Raw genomic sequence first — 18,445 nt, 5'->3', positions numbered from 1 at the left:
CCACCGCTGGCAAACCAGCTCCCATAGGTTTCTGTGGTGCTCACAAATTCCGGGTACACCCGAAATCACTGTGGGAGCTGGCTTGCCAGCGATGGGGTCGTTGGAGTCACCGCAGGAAATTCAAGTCTGAACACGGTCATCGCGCCAGGCAGGCTTTTTACGTCGGCCATACCCTGATGCAGGCTCATGATCGAGCGCACAATCGCCAGCCCCAACCCGGTACTGCCTTGTGAGCGCGAGCGGCTGCTGTCGACACGGTAGAAGCGGTCGAACAGATGCGGTAGATGTTGCGCTTCAATCCCGGCCCCGGGATTGCTGACCAGCAGCGAGCTTTGCGTGGCACCTTGTTCGATCAACAACGTCACGGTTTTCCCGGACGGGCAATGCCGCAACGCGTTCGACAGCAAATTGGAAATCGCCCGCTGAATCATCAACCGATCGCCCATCACCGAGGCGCTGCCGAGCACATTCAAATGAATCTGCTTGTCCTGCGCTGACAGCGAAAACATCTCGGCGACTTTCGACGCTTCCTCTTCCAAAGCAATCTGTTCAAAAGGCGCCAGCGCCGACGGATGACTGACCTGCGCCAGAAACAACATGTCCGAAACAATCCGCGCCACGCGCTCCAGTTCTTCGGTGCACGACACCAGCACATCCTTGTACTCATCCACCGAGCGTTCGCGCGACAGCGTCACTTGCGCCTTGCCCATCAGGTTGTTGATCGGCGTGCGCAGTTCATGCGCCAGATCATCGGAGAACTGCGACAGCAGCTGCACGCCGGCATCGAGGCGGTGCAACATGAAGTTGATGCCCTGCGCCAGTTCGCTCAGTTCCTGCGGCATGTTCACCACTGACAGTCGATGATCCAGATCCTGGGTCGAGACCATCGCCGCCACTTTGCGAAACTCGCGCATCGGCGCCAGCCCGCGCTGCACCGCGCCCCAGGCCGTCAGGCCAATGAAGATCAGCAGCAACGGCAAGGCCATCAGCGTCGAGCGCAGGTAGGCACTGAGCAAGGCCTGATCGTGAGCGTTATCCATCGAGAGCAACACCGGTACGCTGCTGCCATCCTTGAGGCGGATCAACTTTGACACCGTCAGAAACTTTGCGCCTTCAGCATCAGTGCTATCGCTGTAGCTCAACTGCTCGGTGGTCGCCCGAACCGCTTTTAATTCAATCCGTGGATCGGCCAGTCCCGAGCCGGATTTCAGCAGCGGCGTACGCAGATTTGCGCGGTCGTAAATGGTCAACGTGAGGTTGTCATGGCCCATCACCTGATCGAGCAAGATATGCGGTTTCGAGCGAATCTCACCAGCATCGGCGTACAGCGACAGGCTGTGTTCGACTTGCTCCACCTTCTTTTCCAAGCTGTCTCTGGAAAGCGCATTGAGCTCATGGGTCAACGCGAAGTAGGCAAGGATCGCCAGAAACACCACCAGCAGTGCACCGAGAATACTCACCGTCAAACCCAGGCGCATCGACAGGCTGGCGGGCTTCATTCGCGCGCCTCCAGCACATAGCCGACGCCGCGCAGGGTGTGGATCAACTTATTGTCGAACGGCTCATCGATCTTCGCCCGTAACCGGCGGATCGACACCTCGACCACGTTGGTGTCGCAGTCGAAATTCATGTCCCATACCAGCGAGATGATCTGCGTGCGGGTCAGCACTTCGCCGGACTGGCGCATCAGCAGATGCAGCAGGGCGAATTCCTTGGTGGTCAGGTCGATGCGCTGCGCGCCGCGAAACGCGCGATGACGGCCCGGGTCGAGTTCCAGATCGGCGACTTTCAGCACTTGCGGTACCGGGATGTTTTCGCTGCGCCGCATCAACGTGCGCACCCGCGCCAGCAACTCGGGAAACTCGAACGGCTTGACCAGATAATCGTCGGCGCCCAGGTCGAGGCTGCGAATCTTGTCGGCCAGCCGCCCGCGCGCGGTGAGCATCATCACCCGCGTCGAATGCGTGCGGCGCAGTTGCTCCAGTACGCCCCAACCGTCGAGTTCGGGCAGATTGACGTCGAGAATGATCAGGTCATAAACCTGTTGTTGCGCCAGGTGCAAACCATCAGCGCCGGTGGCCGCGTGGTCAACGATATAGCCACTTTCGGTTAAACCCTGATGCAAGTATTCGGCAGCTTTAAGCTCGTCCTCGATCACAAGGATTCGCATGATCTTTCACCACTTCTATTTAATGGATATTTAATTAAGGGTGGCCGGGAAAGTTGTTGTTTTTGTAGGGGCTTCCGAGTGCAGTAAATAACTGAGTGAGGTGCACGGTAAACGCTGTAGTGGCTACAGGGTCAACGTTTGACCCCTTTAATTCGGCCATCTGCGACAGCCTGTCGCAGCAGGAAGGTGCAAATAGCTATGTATTGCGTTCAGGCAAGTGCTGTTGAGCAGATAACTTCGGCGTATTTGTTTCCATGTATTGCATAGTTGCGTTGCGCACTCCGCATGCTAGAGCAAAACAACTTCCTGCAACCGTGGATAACGGATTTGTAATCTTCCAGTCACCTTGTCGATAAGTTCAAAACCCTACCGTGGCGCCATCAAAGATTCTTGAATAAAGGAAGTACGCCATTGCCAGGTTTAACAGAACTGACGGCGCGATCACGCCTGAAAAAAATAGCCAGCGGCATTCTGTTGCTGGCCACTGCAAACCTTGCGGTTGCATCGACCCTGACTCTGGAGCAGGCCCTGCAAACCGCATTCGCCGGCAACCCCGATCTGGCCGCTGCCCAATGGGAAATCGGCATCGCCGAGGGCGACCGCAAACAGGCTGGCCTGATCCCCAACCCTGAAGTCTCGTGGGAGGCCGAGGACACCCGCCGCGAATCCCGCACCACCACAGTGAAGCTCAGCCAGCCGATCGAACTGGGTGGCAAACGCGGCGCGCGCATTGACGTCGCCAGCCGTGCGCAGGATGCCGCCGGAATCGAGCTTGAGCGCAAGCGCAACACCTTGCGCGCCGATGTCATTCAGGCGTTCAACGGCGCCCAGACCGCGCAGCAACGCTTGCAGTTGTCGCGCCAGTCACTGCAACTGGCCGAGCATGGCTTGCGCGTTGCGCAAGGGCGGATCGAGGCCGGTAAATCATCGCCGGTAGAAGGTACAAGGGCGCAGGTGCAGCTCTCCGAAGTGCGCCTGGAGTTGAGCCGCGCCGAGCGCGATCAGGCCAACGCCTATCAACAATTGGCGCAGGTCATAGGTGCGCCGTTGCCGACCTCGACCACGGTGCAAGCAGCCCCGCAAAACCTCGCCAATGTGCCGCCGCCGAACCGTTTGCTTGAGCGTCTGAACGAGACCGCCGAGTTGCGTCTGGCCAAGCTGCAGATCGATCAGCGCGAAGCGTCGTTGGGCCTGGAAAAGTCCCAGCGTATCCCCGATCTGACCGTAAGCCTCGGCAGTCAATACAGCGAAACCGAGCGCGAGCGGGTCAACGTGGTCGGGCTGTCGATGCCGATTCCGCTGTTCAATCGCAATCAGGGCAACGTCCTCGCGGCGGCGCGGCGCACCGATCAGGCGCGGGATCTGCGCAACGCCACCGAACTGCGTTTGCGCACGGAAATCCAGACCAGCCTTGCGCAATGGCAGACCGCCAACGGCGAAGTCACAGCGTTCAACCAGACCATCCTCCCCGCCGCGCAAAGTGCGGTGGACAGCGCCACGCGCGGTTTCGAAATGGGCAAGTTCGGCTTCCTCGACGTGCTTGATGCTCAGCGCACTCTGATCAGTGCGCGCAGCCAATACATCCAGGCTGTCAGCGAAGCCACCGATGCCCGCGTGCGCATCGAACGAATCTTCGGCGACCTCGCCGTCAGCCCTTGAATTTCATCTTTTTGATCACTGCGCGATGGTTTGGCGCAGAGGAGTTTCCATGGAAAAAAAACTGATTGTGGTCGCTGCGGCGACGTTGGCGCTGGGCATCGGCATCGGCTCGATGTGGCCGGGCAACGCGTCCATCGACGCCCACGCTGATGAAGCGGCCGAACATGCCGATCACGCCGAAGAAGGCGCAGCCGCCGACGGCGAACATGACGAAGAAGGGCATATCGAGTTGAGCGCCGAGCAGATCGCTGCGGCGGGCATTCAACTGGCCCGGGCACAGGCGCAGAACATCAGCCTCGGCCTGCCGTTCCCCGGCGAAGTGCGTTTCGACGAAGACCGCACCGCCCACGTCGTGCCGCGTGTTCCCGGTGTGGTCGAGTCGGTGGCAGTCAACCTCGGCCAATCGGTGAAGAAGGGCCAGTTGCTGGCTGTCATCGCCAGTCAGCAGATCTCCGATCAGCGCAGCGAGCAGGCGGCAGCGCAACGCCGTTTGGCCTTGGCGCGCACCACCTATGAGCGCGAAAAGAAGCTGTGGCAGGACAAGATCTCCGCCGAGCAGGATTTCCTTCAGGCGCGCCAAGCGCTGGAAGAAGCCGAAATCGCCGTCAGCAACGCCCGGCAAAAAATCAGCGTGCTCAGCGGCAGCGTGGTCGCTACCGGCGGCAATCGCTATGAACTGCGGGCGCCGTTCGACGGTGTCGTGGTGGAAAAACACCTGACGCCCGGGGAGGTGGTTGATGAAACCACAGCGGCCTTCACGCTCTCGGATTTGTCGCGGGTGTGGGTGACGTTCGGCGTGTCACCCAAGGATTTGACCAAGGTGCAAGTGGGCAAATTGGTCACCGTCAGCGCGCCGGAATTGAATGCGCAAGTCACCGGCAGCGTGGCCTACGTCGGCAGTCTGCTTGGCGAACAAACCCGCACGGCGACTGTGCGCGTCGCCCTGGAAAACCCGCAGGGCTCGTGGCGTCCGGGGCTGTTCGTGACCGCGCTGGTGGCCACCGACAGCCGTCAGGCGCAAGTCGCGGTGCCGGAAACCGCGATCCAGACCGTCGAGGACAAACCCACGGTGTTCGTGCGCACCGACGACGGCTTCAAGGCGCAAGCGGTGGAGCTGGGCAGTCGCGCGGCGGGGCAGGTGGAAATTACCCAAGGCCTGGAGGCCGGCGCGCAAGTCGCCAGCGCCGGCAGCTTTGTCCTCAAATCGGAACTGGGCAAAGCCTCAGCCGAGCACAGTCATTAATCCTGGAAGGTCCTCATGTTCGAACGCCTGATCCAGTTTGCCATTGAGCAGCGCATCATCGTCCTGCTCGCCGTTCTGCTCATGGCCGGCCTCGGCATCGCCAGTTATCAAAAACTGCCGATCGACGCCGTGCCCGACATCACCAACGTCCAGGTGCAGATCAACACCGGCGCCGCCGGGTTCTCGCCGCTGGAAACCGAGCAGCGCATCACTTTCCCGATTGAAACCGCCATGGCCGGTTTGCCGGCCCTGGAGCAGACCCGTTCGCTGTCGCGCTCGGGGCTGTCGCAGGTTACGGTGATCTTCAAGGACGGCACCGATCTGTTCTTTGCCCGTCAATTGGTCAACGAACGTTTGCAGATCGCCAAGGAGCAATTGCCCGAAGGCGCGGAAGCAGTCATGGGGCCGATTTCCACCGGCCTCGGCGAGATTTTCCTGTGGACGGTTGAAGCCAAGGAAGGCGCGCTGAAGGACGACGGCACGCCGTACACGCCAACCGATCTGCGGGTGATTCAGGACTGGATCATCAAGCCGCAATTGCGCAACGTCCCGGGCGTGGCCGAGATCAACACCATCGGCGGCTTCGCCAAGGAATATCAGATTGCCCCGGACCCGAAACGCCTGGCCGCCTACAAGCTGACCCTCACCGATCTGGTCACGGCACTGGAGCGCAACAACGCCAACGTCGGCGCCGGTTACATCGAGCGCAGCGGCGAGCAATTGCTGATCCGTGCGCCGGGGCAAGTGGCGAGCACCGAGGACATCGCCAACATCGTCATGGCCAATGTCGACGGCACGCCGATCCGCATCAAGAACGTCGCCACCGTGGACATCGGCCGCGAATTGCGCAGTGGTGCGGCCACGGAAAATGGTCGCGAAGTGGTACTCGGTACGGTGTTCATGTTAATCGGCGAGAACAGCCGTACCGTCTCGCAAGCGGTCGCGAGCAAGCTTGAACAGATCAATAAATCCCTGCCTGTCGGGGTGATCGCCGTGCCGGTTTACGACCGTACGCACCTGGTCGACAAAGCCATCGCTACGGTGAAGAAAAACCTCATTGAAGGCGCGATTCTGGTGATCGCGATTCTGTTCCTGTTCCTCGGCAACATTCGTGCGGCGCTGATTACCGCGATGGTGATTCCGCTGTCGATGCTGTTCACCTTCACCGGGATGTTCAGCAACAAGGTCAGCGCCAATTTGATGAGCCTCGGTGCGCTCGACTTCGGCATCATCGTCGACGGCGCGGTGGTGATCGTCGAAAACACCCTGCGCCGACTCGCTCACGCGCAGCAGCACCATGGGCGTTTGCTGAGCCGCGCCGAGCGTTTCAAGGAAGTATTTGCGGCGGCGAAAGAGGCGCGGCGACCGCTGATTTTCGGCCAGTTGATCATCATGGTCGTGTACCTGCCGATCTTCGCGCTCAGCGGCGTCGAAGGGAAAATGTTCCACCCGATGGCGTTCACTGTGGTGATTGCGTTGCTGGGTGCGATGCTGTTGTCGGTGACCTTCGTGCCGGCGGCGATTGCGCTGTTTGTTACCGGCAAGGTCAAGGAAGAAGAGGGCGCGGTGATGCGCGGCGCACGCAAGGTGTATGCGCCGGCACTGGCCTGGGTCATGTCGCATCGCGCTGTCGCCGTGGGCGCGGCGGTGGCGGTGATCGTGCTCAGCGGCGTGCTCACCAGCCGTATGGGCAGCGAGTTTGTGCCGAGTCTCAGCGAGGGCGATTTTGCCTTGCAAGCCTTGCGCGTGCCGGGCACCAGCCTGACGCAATCGGTGGACATGCAGCAGCGGCTGGAGACGTTGATTCTGGCCAAGGTGCCGGAAGTCGAACGTGTATTTGCCCGCACCGGCACCGCCGAAATCGCCTCCGATCCAATGCCGCCGAACATCTCCGACAGCTATGTGATGCTCAAACCCAAGGAGCAGTGGCCGGACCCGGGCAAGTCCCGCGAAACCCTGATGGCCGAACTGCAAGCCGCCGCCGCGACTTTGCCGGGCAGCAACTATGAGCTGTCGCAACCGATTCAGTTGCGCTTCAACGAACTGATCTCCGGCGTGCGCAGCGACGTGGCAGTGAAGGTGTTTGGTGATGACATGGACGTGCTCAATGCCACCGCCGCGAAGATCGCTACGGCGATGCAGAAGGTCAACGGCGCCTCTGAAGTGAAGGTCGAGCAAACCACCGGGTTGCCGGTGCTGACCATCAACATTGATCGCGATAAAGCGGCACGTTACGGGCTCAACGTCGGTGATGTGCAGGACACCATTGCCGTGGCGGTGGGCGGGCGTCAGGCCGGGACGTTGTATGAGGGTGACCGACGTTTCGACATGGTCGTGCGTTTGTCCGACGCCATGCGTAAGGACATCGACGGCTTGTCAGCGCTTCTGATTCCGGTGCCTGCTGTGAACGGCACGGCCAATCAGATTGGTTTCATCGCCCTGCAAGACGTCGCCAGCCTCGACCTGGTGCTGGGGCCGAACCAGGTCAGCCGGGAAAACGGCAAGCGTCTGGTGATCGTCAGCGCCAACGTGCGGGGGCGTGATATTGGTTCGTTCGTTGAAGAGGCGGGCGCAGTGATCGAGCGTGACGTGCAGGTGCCGGCCGGTTACTGGACCAGTTGGGGCGGGCAGTTCGAGCAACTGCAATCGGCGGCAAAACGCTTGCAGATCGTGGTGCCGGCTGCGCTGCTGCTGGTGTTCGGTTTGTTGTTCATGATGTTCAACAACTTGAAGGATGGCTTGCTGGTGTTTACCGGGATTCCGTTTGCGTTGACCGGCGGGGTGATGGCGCTGTGGTTGCGCGATATTCCGCTGTCTATTTCTGCCGGCGTCGGGTTCATCGCGCTGTCGGGTGTGGCGGTGCTTAACGGCTTGGTGATGATCGCGTTTATCCGCAATCTGCGCGAGGAGGGGCGGTCGCTTGCGGATGCGATCAACGAAGGTGCATTGACGCGTTTGCGCCCGGTGTTGATGACCGCGTTGGTGGCGTCGCTGGGGTTTATCCCGATGGCGCTGGCGACCGGCACGGGTGCGGAAGTGCAGCGCCCGTTGGCGACGGTGGTGATCGGCGGGATTCTGTCCTCGACCATTCTCACGCTGCTGATCTTGCCGGCGCTGTACCAACTGGCCCATCGCCGGGATGAGGACACGGTTCCAACTAGATAGGTAATCCCCCTGTAGGAGTGAGCCTGCTCGCGATAGCGGTCTATCAGTCAAATCTACATTGGCTGACCCACCGCCATCGCGAGCAGGCTCACTCCTACAGGTTTTGCGCCCACATAACGGATATGTAATTTCCCCGCCACCGTCACGATAGGTTCGGATTGTTACCTTGATCCCGTCAGCTACTTAAACGAGGAATCAAAGATGAAATTCGCTCAGATCAGTGCCTTTACCGCAGCTTTGGCGTTGTCTTCCCTGGCCATGGCCGAAGGTGGCGGCGACCGTACTTTTGAAAAAATGATGGCCGCCAGCGACCGCTCGGTAGAGCTGTTTGTCGCCAAGGAAAAGGCTGCAGGCAATCCGGTCGTCGTCAATGAAAAGAAAGACGACAAGACCCAGGATCTGTAACCACACCGTGCTGGAACAAGCCTGTCATCGCGCATCGATGCCGGGCTTTTTTATGGAGGAGTTGAACATGAAATTGATCAAGTCGTTGACCCTCGCCGGCGTCATGGCGATGTCCATGAATGTGCTGGCCGAGGGCGGGGGCGACCGCGCGTTCGAGCGCGCATTCAGCGCCAATGCCAAAGCCATGGCGCAATACGCCGCCAACCAGGGCAAAGCGCCGCCGGTGGTGAGGGATTACGAATACGGGATGAAGCTGGACGTGGTGAAAATCGTCAGCGTGGTGAAGCCGCAGCCTGCCTGCTCGGTCGTCCCCACCGCCATGACCTATGAAGATTCGCAAGGGCAGCTCAACACCCTCAAATACAGCGTGGCGGGCGTTTGCCGGAACAGCGGTGGATAGCCGACACCGGGGGTATTGCAATATCACGATCTGTATTTCGCTTCGGGATGTTTAAGGGTGTAGGTCAATCGCAGAACCTTCCCACAATGTTTTCAGGTTGTCCGTCGGACGTCGGCTCTCTAGTGTGTGGATGTCGCTGCCAAATCAGCGATCGGGATTGGAACCCCGGACCACCCGAAAGCGCAAAATTGGCTTTCATAACGTATGCTTGCGCACCTTGATGGTGTGCACTCCGTTATGGCGGCTGTGCGCGGGAGACTTCGAGTCTGTCGGGTTTTGTCTGGTGGCCCGGGTTCCAACCTGCGTACAGCTGCCACCCTTCGATTGGAACCGAATGGGCCAGCTCCATTGCCACACCGGAGTTTCATTATGAAAAAGCCAACACCCAATCCGCCTGAAACAACCGTTCCAGCGGACGCCGATACAACATCCCCCTACGTCTCCGCCGACATTCGAAAACTCCACAAAGCCGCCGACCGCGCCCTCGACTTTTACCTCAAACCCAGCGCCGCCATCATGGCCACGCCCTACACCCCCAATCAGATGTTCCTGGCCAATCCCAAAGCCGACACCGAATCCCTGCTGGCCAACGCCTGCGAATCCCTGGCCTCCGCCTCCGTCATGCTCGGCGACTTCGCCGCGCTGCTGGAAGGCACGCATCGCAAGACGATTCTGGGCATCGCCCAAGTCGTCATGCTCGGCGAACTGGCGGTGAACAGGGCTTTGGATAACGTCGAGCCTGCTGGCTGATCAATCTGCCGAGAGGGGTGAAAAAACGCGGCGCTATCCAGGCCGCGTTTTATTGAAAGACTGATCGTCAGGCGAACACTCCGAAGATCCACGCCGTGCAGTAAACCGCGACAAAACCCGGAACAGAGTAGCCAAACATCCGGGCCGGAATATTGACCCAGTTCCGCAGAGGCAACGGAAAACGGTCAATCTCGGGGATGGCATCGGGATCACTGGCCTGCAGATAGCCATAGTCCAGGAACAGAATGTTCGAGATGTGGTACAGGCGGCAGGAGCGGCCATAAACACTGTCACCCAGCACCCGCCTGTTTCGTTCGACGAAGTAGGACTCTTTCAGAAAAGACTCGATTTCAGTCAGTTTGAAAAAACTGACGTACGTCCGCACGGACAGCGCCACAGCTGCCACCAGTACACAGGCGATCATGGCTGCCACGTACAGCAGCTTGGCGTCGCTCGCCGGTGTGGAAAGCGTCGTACATAACCGCTCGAAACCGAGCCAAAGCAACAGTAGACAGGCCCCCATCAGAGCCATTCGCAGAAGGCATCGTGGCATCGCCAGCCACTTTTTCAGGTGCGCCGGTAAGCGCTCGGCCTCCATGACCGCGTGGCGCTCCAGCATAAGGGGGTAAGTGATTCGGCCGGTGAGTGCGCGAATCTGCCTGACTCTCTTCATTCGCCCCAACGGGCCATTGCCCAGTCTTTTTCGTTCAGTGCCGACAAAGTCAGACTCGATGAGGTGGCGTTCCATCTGATCGAGCCGGAACCCGGCGGCAAACAGCGTTATTGCTTCGCTGAGGAAAATCAGCAGCAGTACAACGCCCCATGAAGCGCGGTAAATGAGGTCAAGCACAATTGATCCTTGGAATTGATCCACCTGACTCCGGTTCAGGTGTAGGGAACGTCGGAACGCCACTCTTTACCTGATAGTTCTTGGGGTCACAAGCGCTCTCGCCACTCTGTCTGTTAAACACCGGGCATAAAAAAAGCGCCCCGAAGGACGCCAAAAGATTCACCTCTTACCAAAGGAGCAAGGAGCTTCTAAAGGTGAATGTGTATTGCTCGTGAACTCAGAGAATCGCCAACGGATATTCGACAATCACCCGCACTTCATCCAGGTCCGACTCGAACGCCGTGGAGCGAGTGGTGGCCTGGCGCAAGCGCAGCGACATGTCCTTCAACGAACCGCTCTGCACCACGTATTTGACTTCGATGTCGCGCTCCCAACGCTTCTGATCGGTCAGCGGGTTACCTTCGGCATCCCGGCGCATGTACACCGCGTTGGCGTTGGAATAATCGGCATCGGTGCCGTGCGCGTAACGGGTCATGAACGACAGACCGGGCACGCCGTAGGTCGTCATGTCGAGGTCGTAACGCACCATCCACGAACGCTCTTTCGGCGAGTTGAAGTCGCTGTACTGGATGGAGTTGTCGAGGAAGATCGAGTCGGACTGGCGCAGGTAATCGAAGTCGTCATTGCCGTTGTTGCGCTGGTGGGAGAGGGCGACGGAGTGGGCGCCGAACTTCACGCCGGCACGGCCGCTCCAGATGTTGTTGTCGAACTCGCCGAGCAGTTGTTTGCCCTCATCGACAGCCTTGTAATAGTTCAGGCCGCCGAACAGCGACAGGTCATCCGACAGTGGATACGTCCACGTAGTACCGGCGTAGTACTGATTCCAGGCGTCCTTGAGACGACTGGAGTAGAGGCTGAAACTGAGGTTTTTGTTAAGCGCATAATCGCCGCCGCCGTAAGCGATCCACGGCGAATTGACCGGGCCTGCATAGAAGGTTGCGAAGTTCTCGCGCATGTCACTCGACACGGGCTGGCTCATCGCATGCAGTCGACCGCCCTGAACCGACAGACCTTCGATGCTGGTGTTGGTCGCGGTCACACCACGGAAACTTTCCGGCAGCAATCGCGAGTCTCCCGCTGCGACTACCGGATTGGCCGGGAACACATCACCGACCCTGACCACCGTATCGAACGCCCGCACCTTGGCTGCGCCACCGACCTTGGTGTATTCGTCCCGCGCCTCGCCGTCACTGTTGACCGGCAGCACATCAAACGAACTGCGCCCGCCATTACGTCCGTCACCGGTGTCGAGCTTCAAGCCGATCATGGCAAACGCATCCACACCGACCCCGACGGTGCCTTGGGTAAAACCGGATTCAAACTTGCTGATCACCGCATGCGCCCAAGCTTCGGAATAGCCGTTGCCGGTGGGGCTGGACTGGCCGTTGCGGTGATCACGATTGAAGTAGAAGTTGCGGTTGAGCACCGTCAGGCTGCTGCCTTCGATAAAGCCCTCAGGCTTGTCTTCTGCAAACACCATGGACGGCCCGGAGCCGACCACCACCGCTAAAGCGGCCATCGAAATTTTTGTATTGTTAACCATCAAACACTCCTTGGGTTCGGCAGAACGGGAACGTGCTTCGGCGTGGGTTTTATTGTTCGACGGGCATGGGGCTCGTCGGCATGGTCGCCGGGGGACATCGTTGCAAGCTGCGGATAACGCCAAGGTGATGCGGGAATTACAATTTCGTCATGTGGCTGTAACGCCAAGCCATGCGGGTGTACCTGGATTTATGAACACCACTGAAACCTGTGGGAGCGGGCTTGCCCGCGAAAGCGTTGGGTCAGGCAATGATGATGCTGAATGTGCCGGCGTCATCGCGGGCAAGCCACGCTCCCACATGGGTTTAGGGGAAACTTCGCGATTGACGCGTCGGAACAATCCACAGCACTATCGCCCAATGAATACCCAACACCGAATGAACAAGATGTGCTCCTCTATGACCGCTTCCGGCGGGCCATAAGGTCATACGTGTTTTCCATTTCACGTGTTACCCGAAGCCCCGCCAGAAATGGACGGGGCTTTTTCATTGCCCGTCCGCACATGGCTCATGGAGAGAGAAATGTTCGAAATCAGAAGAGCGACCCCGGACGATGCCCAGATTGCCTTCGATATCCGGCGACTAGCGATTCGGCATCAGTGCATCGGTGCCTACAGCGAGCAGCAAATGCTCGATTGGACGAGAGGTTCGGCCGAGGACGGTTACGACACACTCATGGCAAAGCATTTCTATTTGGGGTGCGTGGACGGTGAAGCGATAGCGACCGGGATGCTTGATCTGCAGCATCGTGAAATCGGCGCGATCTTTATTCTTCCTGATTTCATGCAGCGGGGGTTGGGTCAGCGTGTCCTGTATTTTCTTGAGAGCCTAGCGCGAGAGCTGGGGCTGACAGAGGTGTGTCTGGACGCAACGTTGAACGCTGCCGACTTTTACCGGCGTTGCGGTTACATCGGGGAGGGGAGTGCGATTTATCAATCGCCTTCGGGTCTGCAACTGGCGTGTGTGCCAATGGTGAAAGCGTTGCGATAAAGATCAAGAGACCGCACAAAACAAAAACGGCACCCGAAGGTGCCGTTTCCGTTTCCAGCCAGCCAAGCAATCAGCCCGCCAGACCCGCCTGCTGAACCAGTGTCAGCAATGGCTGCGGGTAAACGCCGAGGAAGAACGCAACCAGGGCGATGGCCAGCAGCATCACGCCGCCTGCCTTCTGTTCCCAGTGCAGTTGCGCATCGTGGCGGCGCAGGTTTGGTTCGATCAGGTACAGGGTGACCATCACGCGCAGGTAGTAGAAGACGCCGATGGCGCTGCCCAGTACCAGCGAACCGACCAGCCACCATTGGTGCGACTCGACACCGGTAGCGATGATGTAGAACTTGCCGATGAAGCCTGCGGTTAGCGGGATACCGGCCAGGGACAGCATCATCACGGTCAGTACGGCGGTCAGGTACGGACGGCGCCAGAACAGGCCGCGATACTCGTACAGGGCATCTGCGTCACGACCGTTGTACGGCGAGGACATCAGAGTGATCACGCCGAACGCGCCAAGGCTGGTGATCACGTAGGTGACCAGGTAGACGCCGATGGCTTCCACCGCCAGACCCTTGCTCGCCACCAGTGCGATCAGCAGGTAGCCGAAGTGCGCGATGGACGAGTAACCGAGCAGACGCTTGAGGTTGCTCTGGGTCAGGGCCAGCAGGTTACCGAACAGGATCGAGGCGATGGCGATGACAGTCAGCACGTCGCTCAGTACACCGCTGCTGGCAGCAGGGGAGATCTGGAACAGACGCACCATTACCGCAAACACGGCAACCTTCGAAGCGGTCGCGAGGAACGCGGCGACCGGCGCCGGAGCACCTTCGTAGACGTCCGGCGTCCACAGGTGGAACGGTACTAGCGACAGCTTGAACGCCAGACCGATCAGCATCATGCCCAGACCCAGTTGCGCCAGCGAGCTAGGCAGGCCAGTTGCAGCCAGTGCCTGACCGATACCGACGAAGCTCAGCGAACCCGAATCGGCGTACAGCAGCGCCATACCGAACAACAGGAACGCCGAACCGGCGGCCGACAGCACCATGTACTTGATGCCGGCTTCCAGCGAACGCTTGTTGAAGAAGGCGTAAGCCACCAGACCGTAAACCGGCACCGACAGCAGTTCCAGACCGATGAACAAACCGGCCAGGTGCTGCGCGCTGACCAGAACCAGACCACCGGCGGCGGCCATCAGGATCAGCAGGTAGAGTTCTTCACGGTTGCCCGGGTAACCCGAACCGCCATCGCCGAGGTAGGCGTGGGCGAGGGTGACGCAAGCGAGGGTGGCGACCAGGATCAGCGCCATGTACAGGCAGGCGAAGGTGTCGATCTGCAGCAATGGGGTCACGGCCAGAGGCGCGACTTTCAGGGCTGGCAGGATCGACAGCAAAGCCAGGTTCAGACCGGCGACCGAGATCAGGAAGGTCTGCGAGTGGTTGCGGCGCCAGGCGATTGCCAGCATCACCACGATAATGGTGAGGCTGGTGATCAACAGTGGCGCAAGCGCAATAAAGTGTTGAATCGTGAATTCCATAGCGCTCTTACCGGGCCGAAGCGAGTTGAGTGAAGGCGGTGCCGAGCCACTGCTGCACGCCATGCATCGTGGCGGCAGAAGTATCGAGGAACGGTTGCGGGTAAACGCCGAGGTAAATCAGCAGCACCGCAAGGCCCAGCACCATGATCAGTTCGCGACCGTCCATGCCGTGCAGGATCGAATCCGATTTGGCCGGACCGAAGTAAGCACGGTGGATCATGATCAGCGAGTAGACCGAACCGAACACCAGACCGGAGGTGGCAATCGCAGTGATCCATGGAGCGCTGGCGAAAGTACCGATCAGGATCAGGAACTCGCCGACAAAGTTACCGGTACCCGGCAAGCCCAAGGAGGCGGCTGCGAAGAACAGGCTGATTGCCGGCAGGTAAGCGATACGCGACCACAGACCGCCCATCTCACGCATGTCACGAGTGTGCAGACGCTCGTACAACTGACCGCTGAGGATAAACAGTGCCGCCGCCGACAGACCGTGCGCGAGCATCTGGATGACTGCACCTTGCAGTGCCAGTTGGCTACCGGAGTAGATGCCGATCAGTACGAAGCCCATGTGGGAAACGGACGAGAAGGCGATCAGACGCTTGATGTCGGTTTGCGCGAACGCGAGGAACGCACCGTAGAAGATCCCGATCAGACCGAGGGTCATGGCGATCGGCGCGAACTCGGCCGAGGCATTCGGGAACAGCGGCAGGGCGAAACGCAACAGACCGTAAGCCGCTGTTTTCAGCAGGATACCGGCGAGGTCGACGGAACCGGCAGTCGGCGCCTGGGCGTGAGCATCAGGCAACCACGAGTGGAACGGTACGACTGGCAGCTTGACCGCGAAGGCGATGAAGAAGCCGAGCATCAGGATGTACTCGGTGGTCATCGACATCTTGGTTTTCAACAGGTCGGCGTAGTTGAAGGTAATCACGCCAGTGTTGTTGAAGTTGACCAGCACCAGACCGAGGATCGCCACCAGCATGATCAGACCGGAAGCCTGAGTGAAGATGAAGAACTTGGTTGCTGCGTAGATCCGGGTTTTCTTGCCGTCCGAAGAACTGTGACCCCAGAGCGCGATGAGGAAGTACATCGGCACCAGCATCATTTCCCAGAAGAAGAAGAACATGAACAGGTCGAGGGCGAGGAACACGCCGACAACGCCGCCCAGGATCCACATCAGGTTCAGGTGGAAGAAGCCAACATGACGTTGAATCTCTTTCCACGAGCAGAGTACCGAGAGGATACCCAGCAGACCGGTCAGCAGGATCATCAACAGCGACAGGCCGTCGAGGGCCAGGTGCACGTTGATGCCGAAGCGCTGGATCCAGACGTGCTTGAACTCAAGCGCCCAGGTCGGATCGGCGCCAGGCGCCGGAGCAAATGAATAGTCACCGTGGGCCCACAGCCAGAGGCCGAGGGCGAGTTCCAGGGTCATGGTCAACAGCGCAATCCAGCGGGGGAGGGTAGCGCCGAAGCGCTCACCCATCCAGCACAGCAGGCCGCCGATGAAGGGGATCAGGATTAGCCAAGGCAGAATCATGACGGGCTCGTTTCCTTTCGCAAATTCGCAAGGTTCATATCAGACCGCTACCAGCACGATGGCGCCGATTACCAGCACGGCACCAGCAGCCATCGAAGCAGCGTACCAACGCAGTTGACCGGTCTCGGTGCGGCTCAGGGCAGTGTGACCACCCTTGGCCATACGCGGGATCAGACCGATGGTCTGGTCGAGCGGGTCTTTGCGCAGCATGTGGCTGATCGCAAGGTACGGCTTGACGAACAGTTTGTCGTAGATCCAGTCGAAGCCCCAGGCAGCGAACCACCAGGCCGAAAGGAAACGGCCGATGCCGCTGTTGGCGATTGCCGTCACGAAGCGACGCTTGCCAAGGAACAGCAGGGCCGCCAGCAGGATACCGGCCAGGGCGATGGCGCCCGAGGCGATTTCCAGACTGTGCTTGGCTTCGCCGCCGGCATGGCCGACGCTTTCCGGCAGAACGCCGTGCAGCGGTGGCACGATCATCGCGCCGACGAAGGTCGACAGCACGATCAGCACCGACAGTGGCAGCCAGTGAGCGATGCCGTGACCGGCGTGGGCTTCGGTCTTGGCTTCACCGTGGAACGTGATGAAGATCAGGCGGAAGGTGTACAGCGAAGTCATGAACGCGCCGACCAGACCTGCGTAGAGCAGACCGTGGTTGCCGCTGGCAAACGCTTCCCAAAGGATTTCGTCCTTGGAGTAGAAGCCTGCGGTAACCAGTGGCAGAGCGGCCAGGGCAGCACCACCGACGATGAAGCTGGCATAGGCCAGTGGCAGTTTTTTCCACAGACCGCCCATCTTGAAGATGTTCTGCTCGTGGTGGCAGGCAACGATCACCGCACCGGAAGCAAGGAACAGCAGGGCCTTGAAGAAGGCGTGGGTCATCAGGTGGAAAATCGCGCCATCCCAAGCGCCAACCCCCAACGCCAGGAACATGTAGCCGATCTGGCTCATGGTCGAGTAGGCGAGGATACGTTTGATGTCGGTTTGTACCAGTGCGGCGAAACCGGCCAGAACCAGAGTCACGCCGCCGACGATGCCGACCAGGTGCAGGATGTCCGGCGCCAGGGTGAACAGACCGTGGGTACGGGCGATCAGGTAGACACCGGCGGTCACCATGGTTGCGGCGTGGATCAGTGCCGAAACCGGGGTAGGGCCGGCCATCGCGTCCGCGAGCCAGGTTTGTAGCGGCAGTTGTGCCGATTTACCGACTGCGCCACCCAGCAGCATCAGAGTCGCCAGGGTGATCCAGAAGTCACCGACCTGGAATTTCTGTGGTGCCAGCACCAGCAGTTCCTGGATGTTCAGCGTGCCCACTTGCTGGAACAGGATGAACAGGCCGATGGCCATGAACACGTCGCCGATCCGGGTCACGATGAAGGCCTTGAGGGCGGCGTTACCGTTGTTGCGGTTGCTGTAGTAGAAACCGATCAACAGGTACGAGCACAGGCCTACGCCTTCCCAGCCGAAGTACAGGAACAACAGGTTATCGCCGAGCACCAGGAACAGCATGCTGGCGATAAACAGGTTGGTGTACGAGAAGAAGCGCGAGTAGCCCGCTTCGCCGCGCATGTACCAGGACGCGAACAGGTGGATCAGGAAACCGACGCCCACCACCACGCCGAGCATGGTGATCGACAGGCCGTCGACGTAGAGGGCGAAGTCAGGCTTGAAGCCTTCGACCGCCATCCACTGCCAGAGCACCAGGGTGTAGTGACCGCCTTCGGGTGGCGCGACGTTGAATTGCCAGATGACGTAAGCGGCGACAATCGCCGACAAGCCAATGGAACCCACGCCGATCAGCGCCGAGAGGTTTTCCGACCAGCGTCCACGGGAGAACGACAGCAGCAGGAAACCGATCAGAGGGAATACGAAAGTCAGAAAGATCAGGTTCATCCGCGCATCTCACTGGCAGCGTCGATATCGAGCGTGTGGAAGCGGCGATACAGTTGCAGCAGGATCGCCAGACCAATACTGGCCTCGGCAGCTGCAAGGCTGATCACCAGGATGAACATGATCTGTCCATCCGGCTGCGCCCAGCGGGCGCCCGCGACGATGAAGGCCAGTGCAGAGGCGTTCATCATCACTTCCAGACTCATCAACACGAACAAAATGTTGCGGCGGACCATCAGGCCGACCAGACCAAGGCAGAACAGGATGCCGGCAACGGCCAATCCATGTTCGAGAGGGATAGCAGGCAT

15 protein-coding genes are annotated in these 18,445 nt (G+C 59.6%); 7 read left to right on the top strand and 8 right to left on the bottom strand.

Translation table 11 applies throughout. The annotated features are described in order from the left end of the window. Positions 1–65: 65 nt before the first annotated feature. Both KI231_RS18645 and KI231_RS18640 read right to left on the bottom strand, forming a co-directional pair. Complete coding sequence (locus KI231_RS18645; RefSeq protein WP_212809490.1) at positions 66–1,499, bottom strand: heavy metal sensor histidine kinase; 1,434 nt, start codon at positions 1,497–1,499, stop codon at positions 66–68. Next, entirely contained in the window at positions 1,496–2,170 is a 675-nt protein-coding gene (locus KI231_RS18640) for a heavy metal response regulator transcription factor (protein ID WP_212809488.1), read from the bottom strand. The genes KI231_RS18645 and KI231_RS18640 overlap by 4 nt, the downstream gene beginning before the upstream one ends. A gap of 411 nt (positions 2,171–2,581) precedes the next feature. Between KI231_RS18640 and KI231_RS18635 the strand changes: the two genes are divergently transcribed. From KI231_RS18635 to KI231_RS18610, 6 genes are all read left to right on the top strand, one after another. After that, a complete protein-coding gene (locus KI231_RS18635; protein WP_212809486.1) occupies positions 2,582–3,829 on the top strand; it encodes a TolC family protein in 1,248 nt (415 codons plus the stop codon). A 49-nt stretch (positions 3,830–3,878) separates the two neighbouring features. Continuing rightward, positions 3,879–5,072 (top strand): efflux RND transporter periplasmic adaptor subunit, encoded by a 1,194-nt coding sequence (locus KI231_RS18630; RefSeq protein ID WP_212809484.1) that lies wholly within the window; start codon positions 3,879–3,881, stop codon positions 5,070–5,072. A gap of 15 nt (positions 5,073–5,087) precedes the next feature. Next, positions 5,088–8,237 carry a CusA/CzcA family heavy metal efflux RND transporter gene (locus tag KI231_RS18625; protein ID WP_212809481.1) on the top strand — a complete coding sequence of 1,050 codons (3,150 nt, stop codon included), beginning with the start codon at positions 5,088–5,090 and terminating at the stop codon, positions 8,235–8,237. A gap of 201 nt (positions 8,238–8,438) precedes the next feature. Beyond that, positions 8,439–8,642 carry a co-regulatory protein PtrA N-terminal domain-containing protein gene (locus KI231_RS18620; RefSeq protein ID WP_212809479.1) on the top strand — a complete coding sequence of 68 codons (204 nt, stop codon included), beginning with the start codon at positions 8,439–8,441 and terminating at the stop codon, positions 8,640–8,642. A gap of 67 nt (positions 8,643–8,709) precedes the next feature. Next, the gene (locus KI231_RS18615; protein ID WP_212809476.1) at positions 8,710–9,042 is read left to right on the top strand and encodes a DUF2790 domain-containing protein; all 333 of its coding nucleotides are present in this window, start codon (positions 8,710–8,712) and stop codon (positions 9,040–9,042) included. Positions 9,043–9,411: 369 nt separating this feature from the next. Further along, positions 9,412–9,792 (top strand): DUF6124 family protein, encoded by a 381-nt coding sequence (locus KI231_RS18610; protein WP_103306800.1) that lies wholly within the window; start codon positions 9,412–9,414, stop codon positions 9,790–9,792. Between the two features lie 67 nt (positions 9,793–9,859). Here the strand turns inward: KI231_RS18610 and KI231_RS18605 are convergent, their stop codons facing one another. Both KI231_RS18605 and KI231_RS18600 read right to left on the bottom strand, forming a co-directional pair. Beyond that, a complete protein-coding gene (locus KI231_RS18605) occupies positions 9,860–10,642 on the bottom strand; it encodes a hypothetical protein (protein WP_249412050.1) in 783 nt (260 codons plus the stop codon). Positions 10,643–10,859: 217 nt separating this feature from the next. Beyond that, on the bottom strand, positions 10,860–12,185 hold the full coding sequence (locus KI231_RS18600) for an OprD family porin (RefSeq protein WP_212809474.1): 1,326 nt from the start codon (positions 12,183–12,185) through the stop codon (positions 10,860–10,862). Positions 12,186–12,705: 520 nt separating this feature from the next. On the opposite strand from KI231_RS18600, the gene KI231_RS18595 reads away from it, so the two are divergent. Then, positions 12,706–13,173 (top strand): GNAT family N-acetyltransferase, encoded by a 468-nt coding sequence (locus KI231_RS18595; protein ID WP_212809473.1) that lies wholly within the window; start codon positions 12,706–12,708, stop codon positions 13,171–13,173. 70 nt (positions 13,174–13,243) lie between these two features. Here the strand turns inward: KI231_RS18595 and nuoN are convergent, their stop codons facing one another. The 4 genes from nuoN to nuoK are packed head-to-tail and all read right to left on the bottom strand — an operon-like array spanning position 13,244 to position 18,445. Next, entirely contained in the window at positions 13,244–14,707 is a 1,464-nt protein-coding gene (gene nuoN / locus KI231_RS18590; RefSeq protein WP_007920173.1) for an NADH-quinone oxidoreductase subunit NuoN, read from the bottom strand. Between the two features lie 7 nt (positions 14,708–14,714). Further along, on the bottom strand, positions 14,715–16,247 hold the full coding sequence (gene nuoM, locus KI231_RS18585; RefSeq protein WP_212809471.1) for an NADH-quinone oxidoreductase subunit M: 1,533 nt from the start codon (positions 16,245–16,247) through the stop codon (positions 14,715–14,717). Positions 16,248–16,286: 39 nt separating this feature from the next. Then, a complete protein-coding gene (gene nuoL / locus KI231_RS18580; protein WP_212809469.1) occupies positions 16,287–18,140 on the bottom strand; it encodes an NADH-quinone oxidoreductase subunit L in 1,854 nt (617 codons plus the stop codon). Beyond that, positions 18,137–18,445: an NADH-quinone oxidoreductase subunit NuoK gene (gene nuoK / locus KI231_RS18575; protein WP_003180046.1), complete on the bottom strand. Its 309-nt coding sequence runs from the start codon at positions 18,443–18,445 to the stop codon at positions 18,137–18,139. The genes nuoL and nuoK overlap by 4 nt, the downstream gene beginning before the upstream one ends.

Source organism: Pseudomonas sp. Seg1 (assembly GCF_018326005.1).
GTDB lineage: Bacteria > Pseudomonadota > Gammaproteobacteria > Pseudomonadales > Pseudomonadaceae > Aquipseudomonas.
The sequence above is the reverse complement of the archived record's forward strand: the minus strand, read 5'-3'. Positions and strand labels throughout refer to the sequence as shown.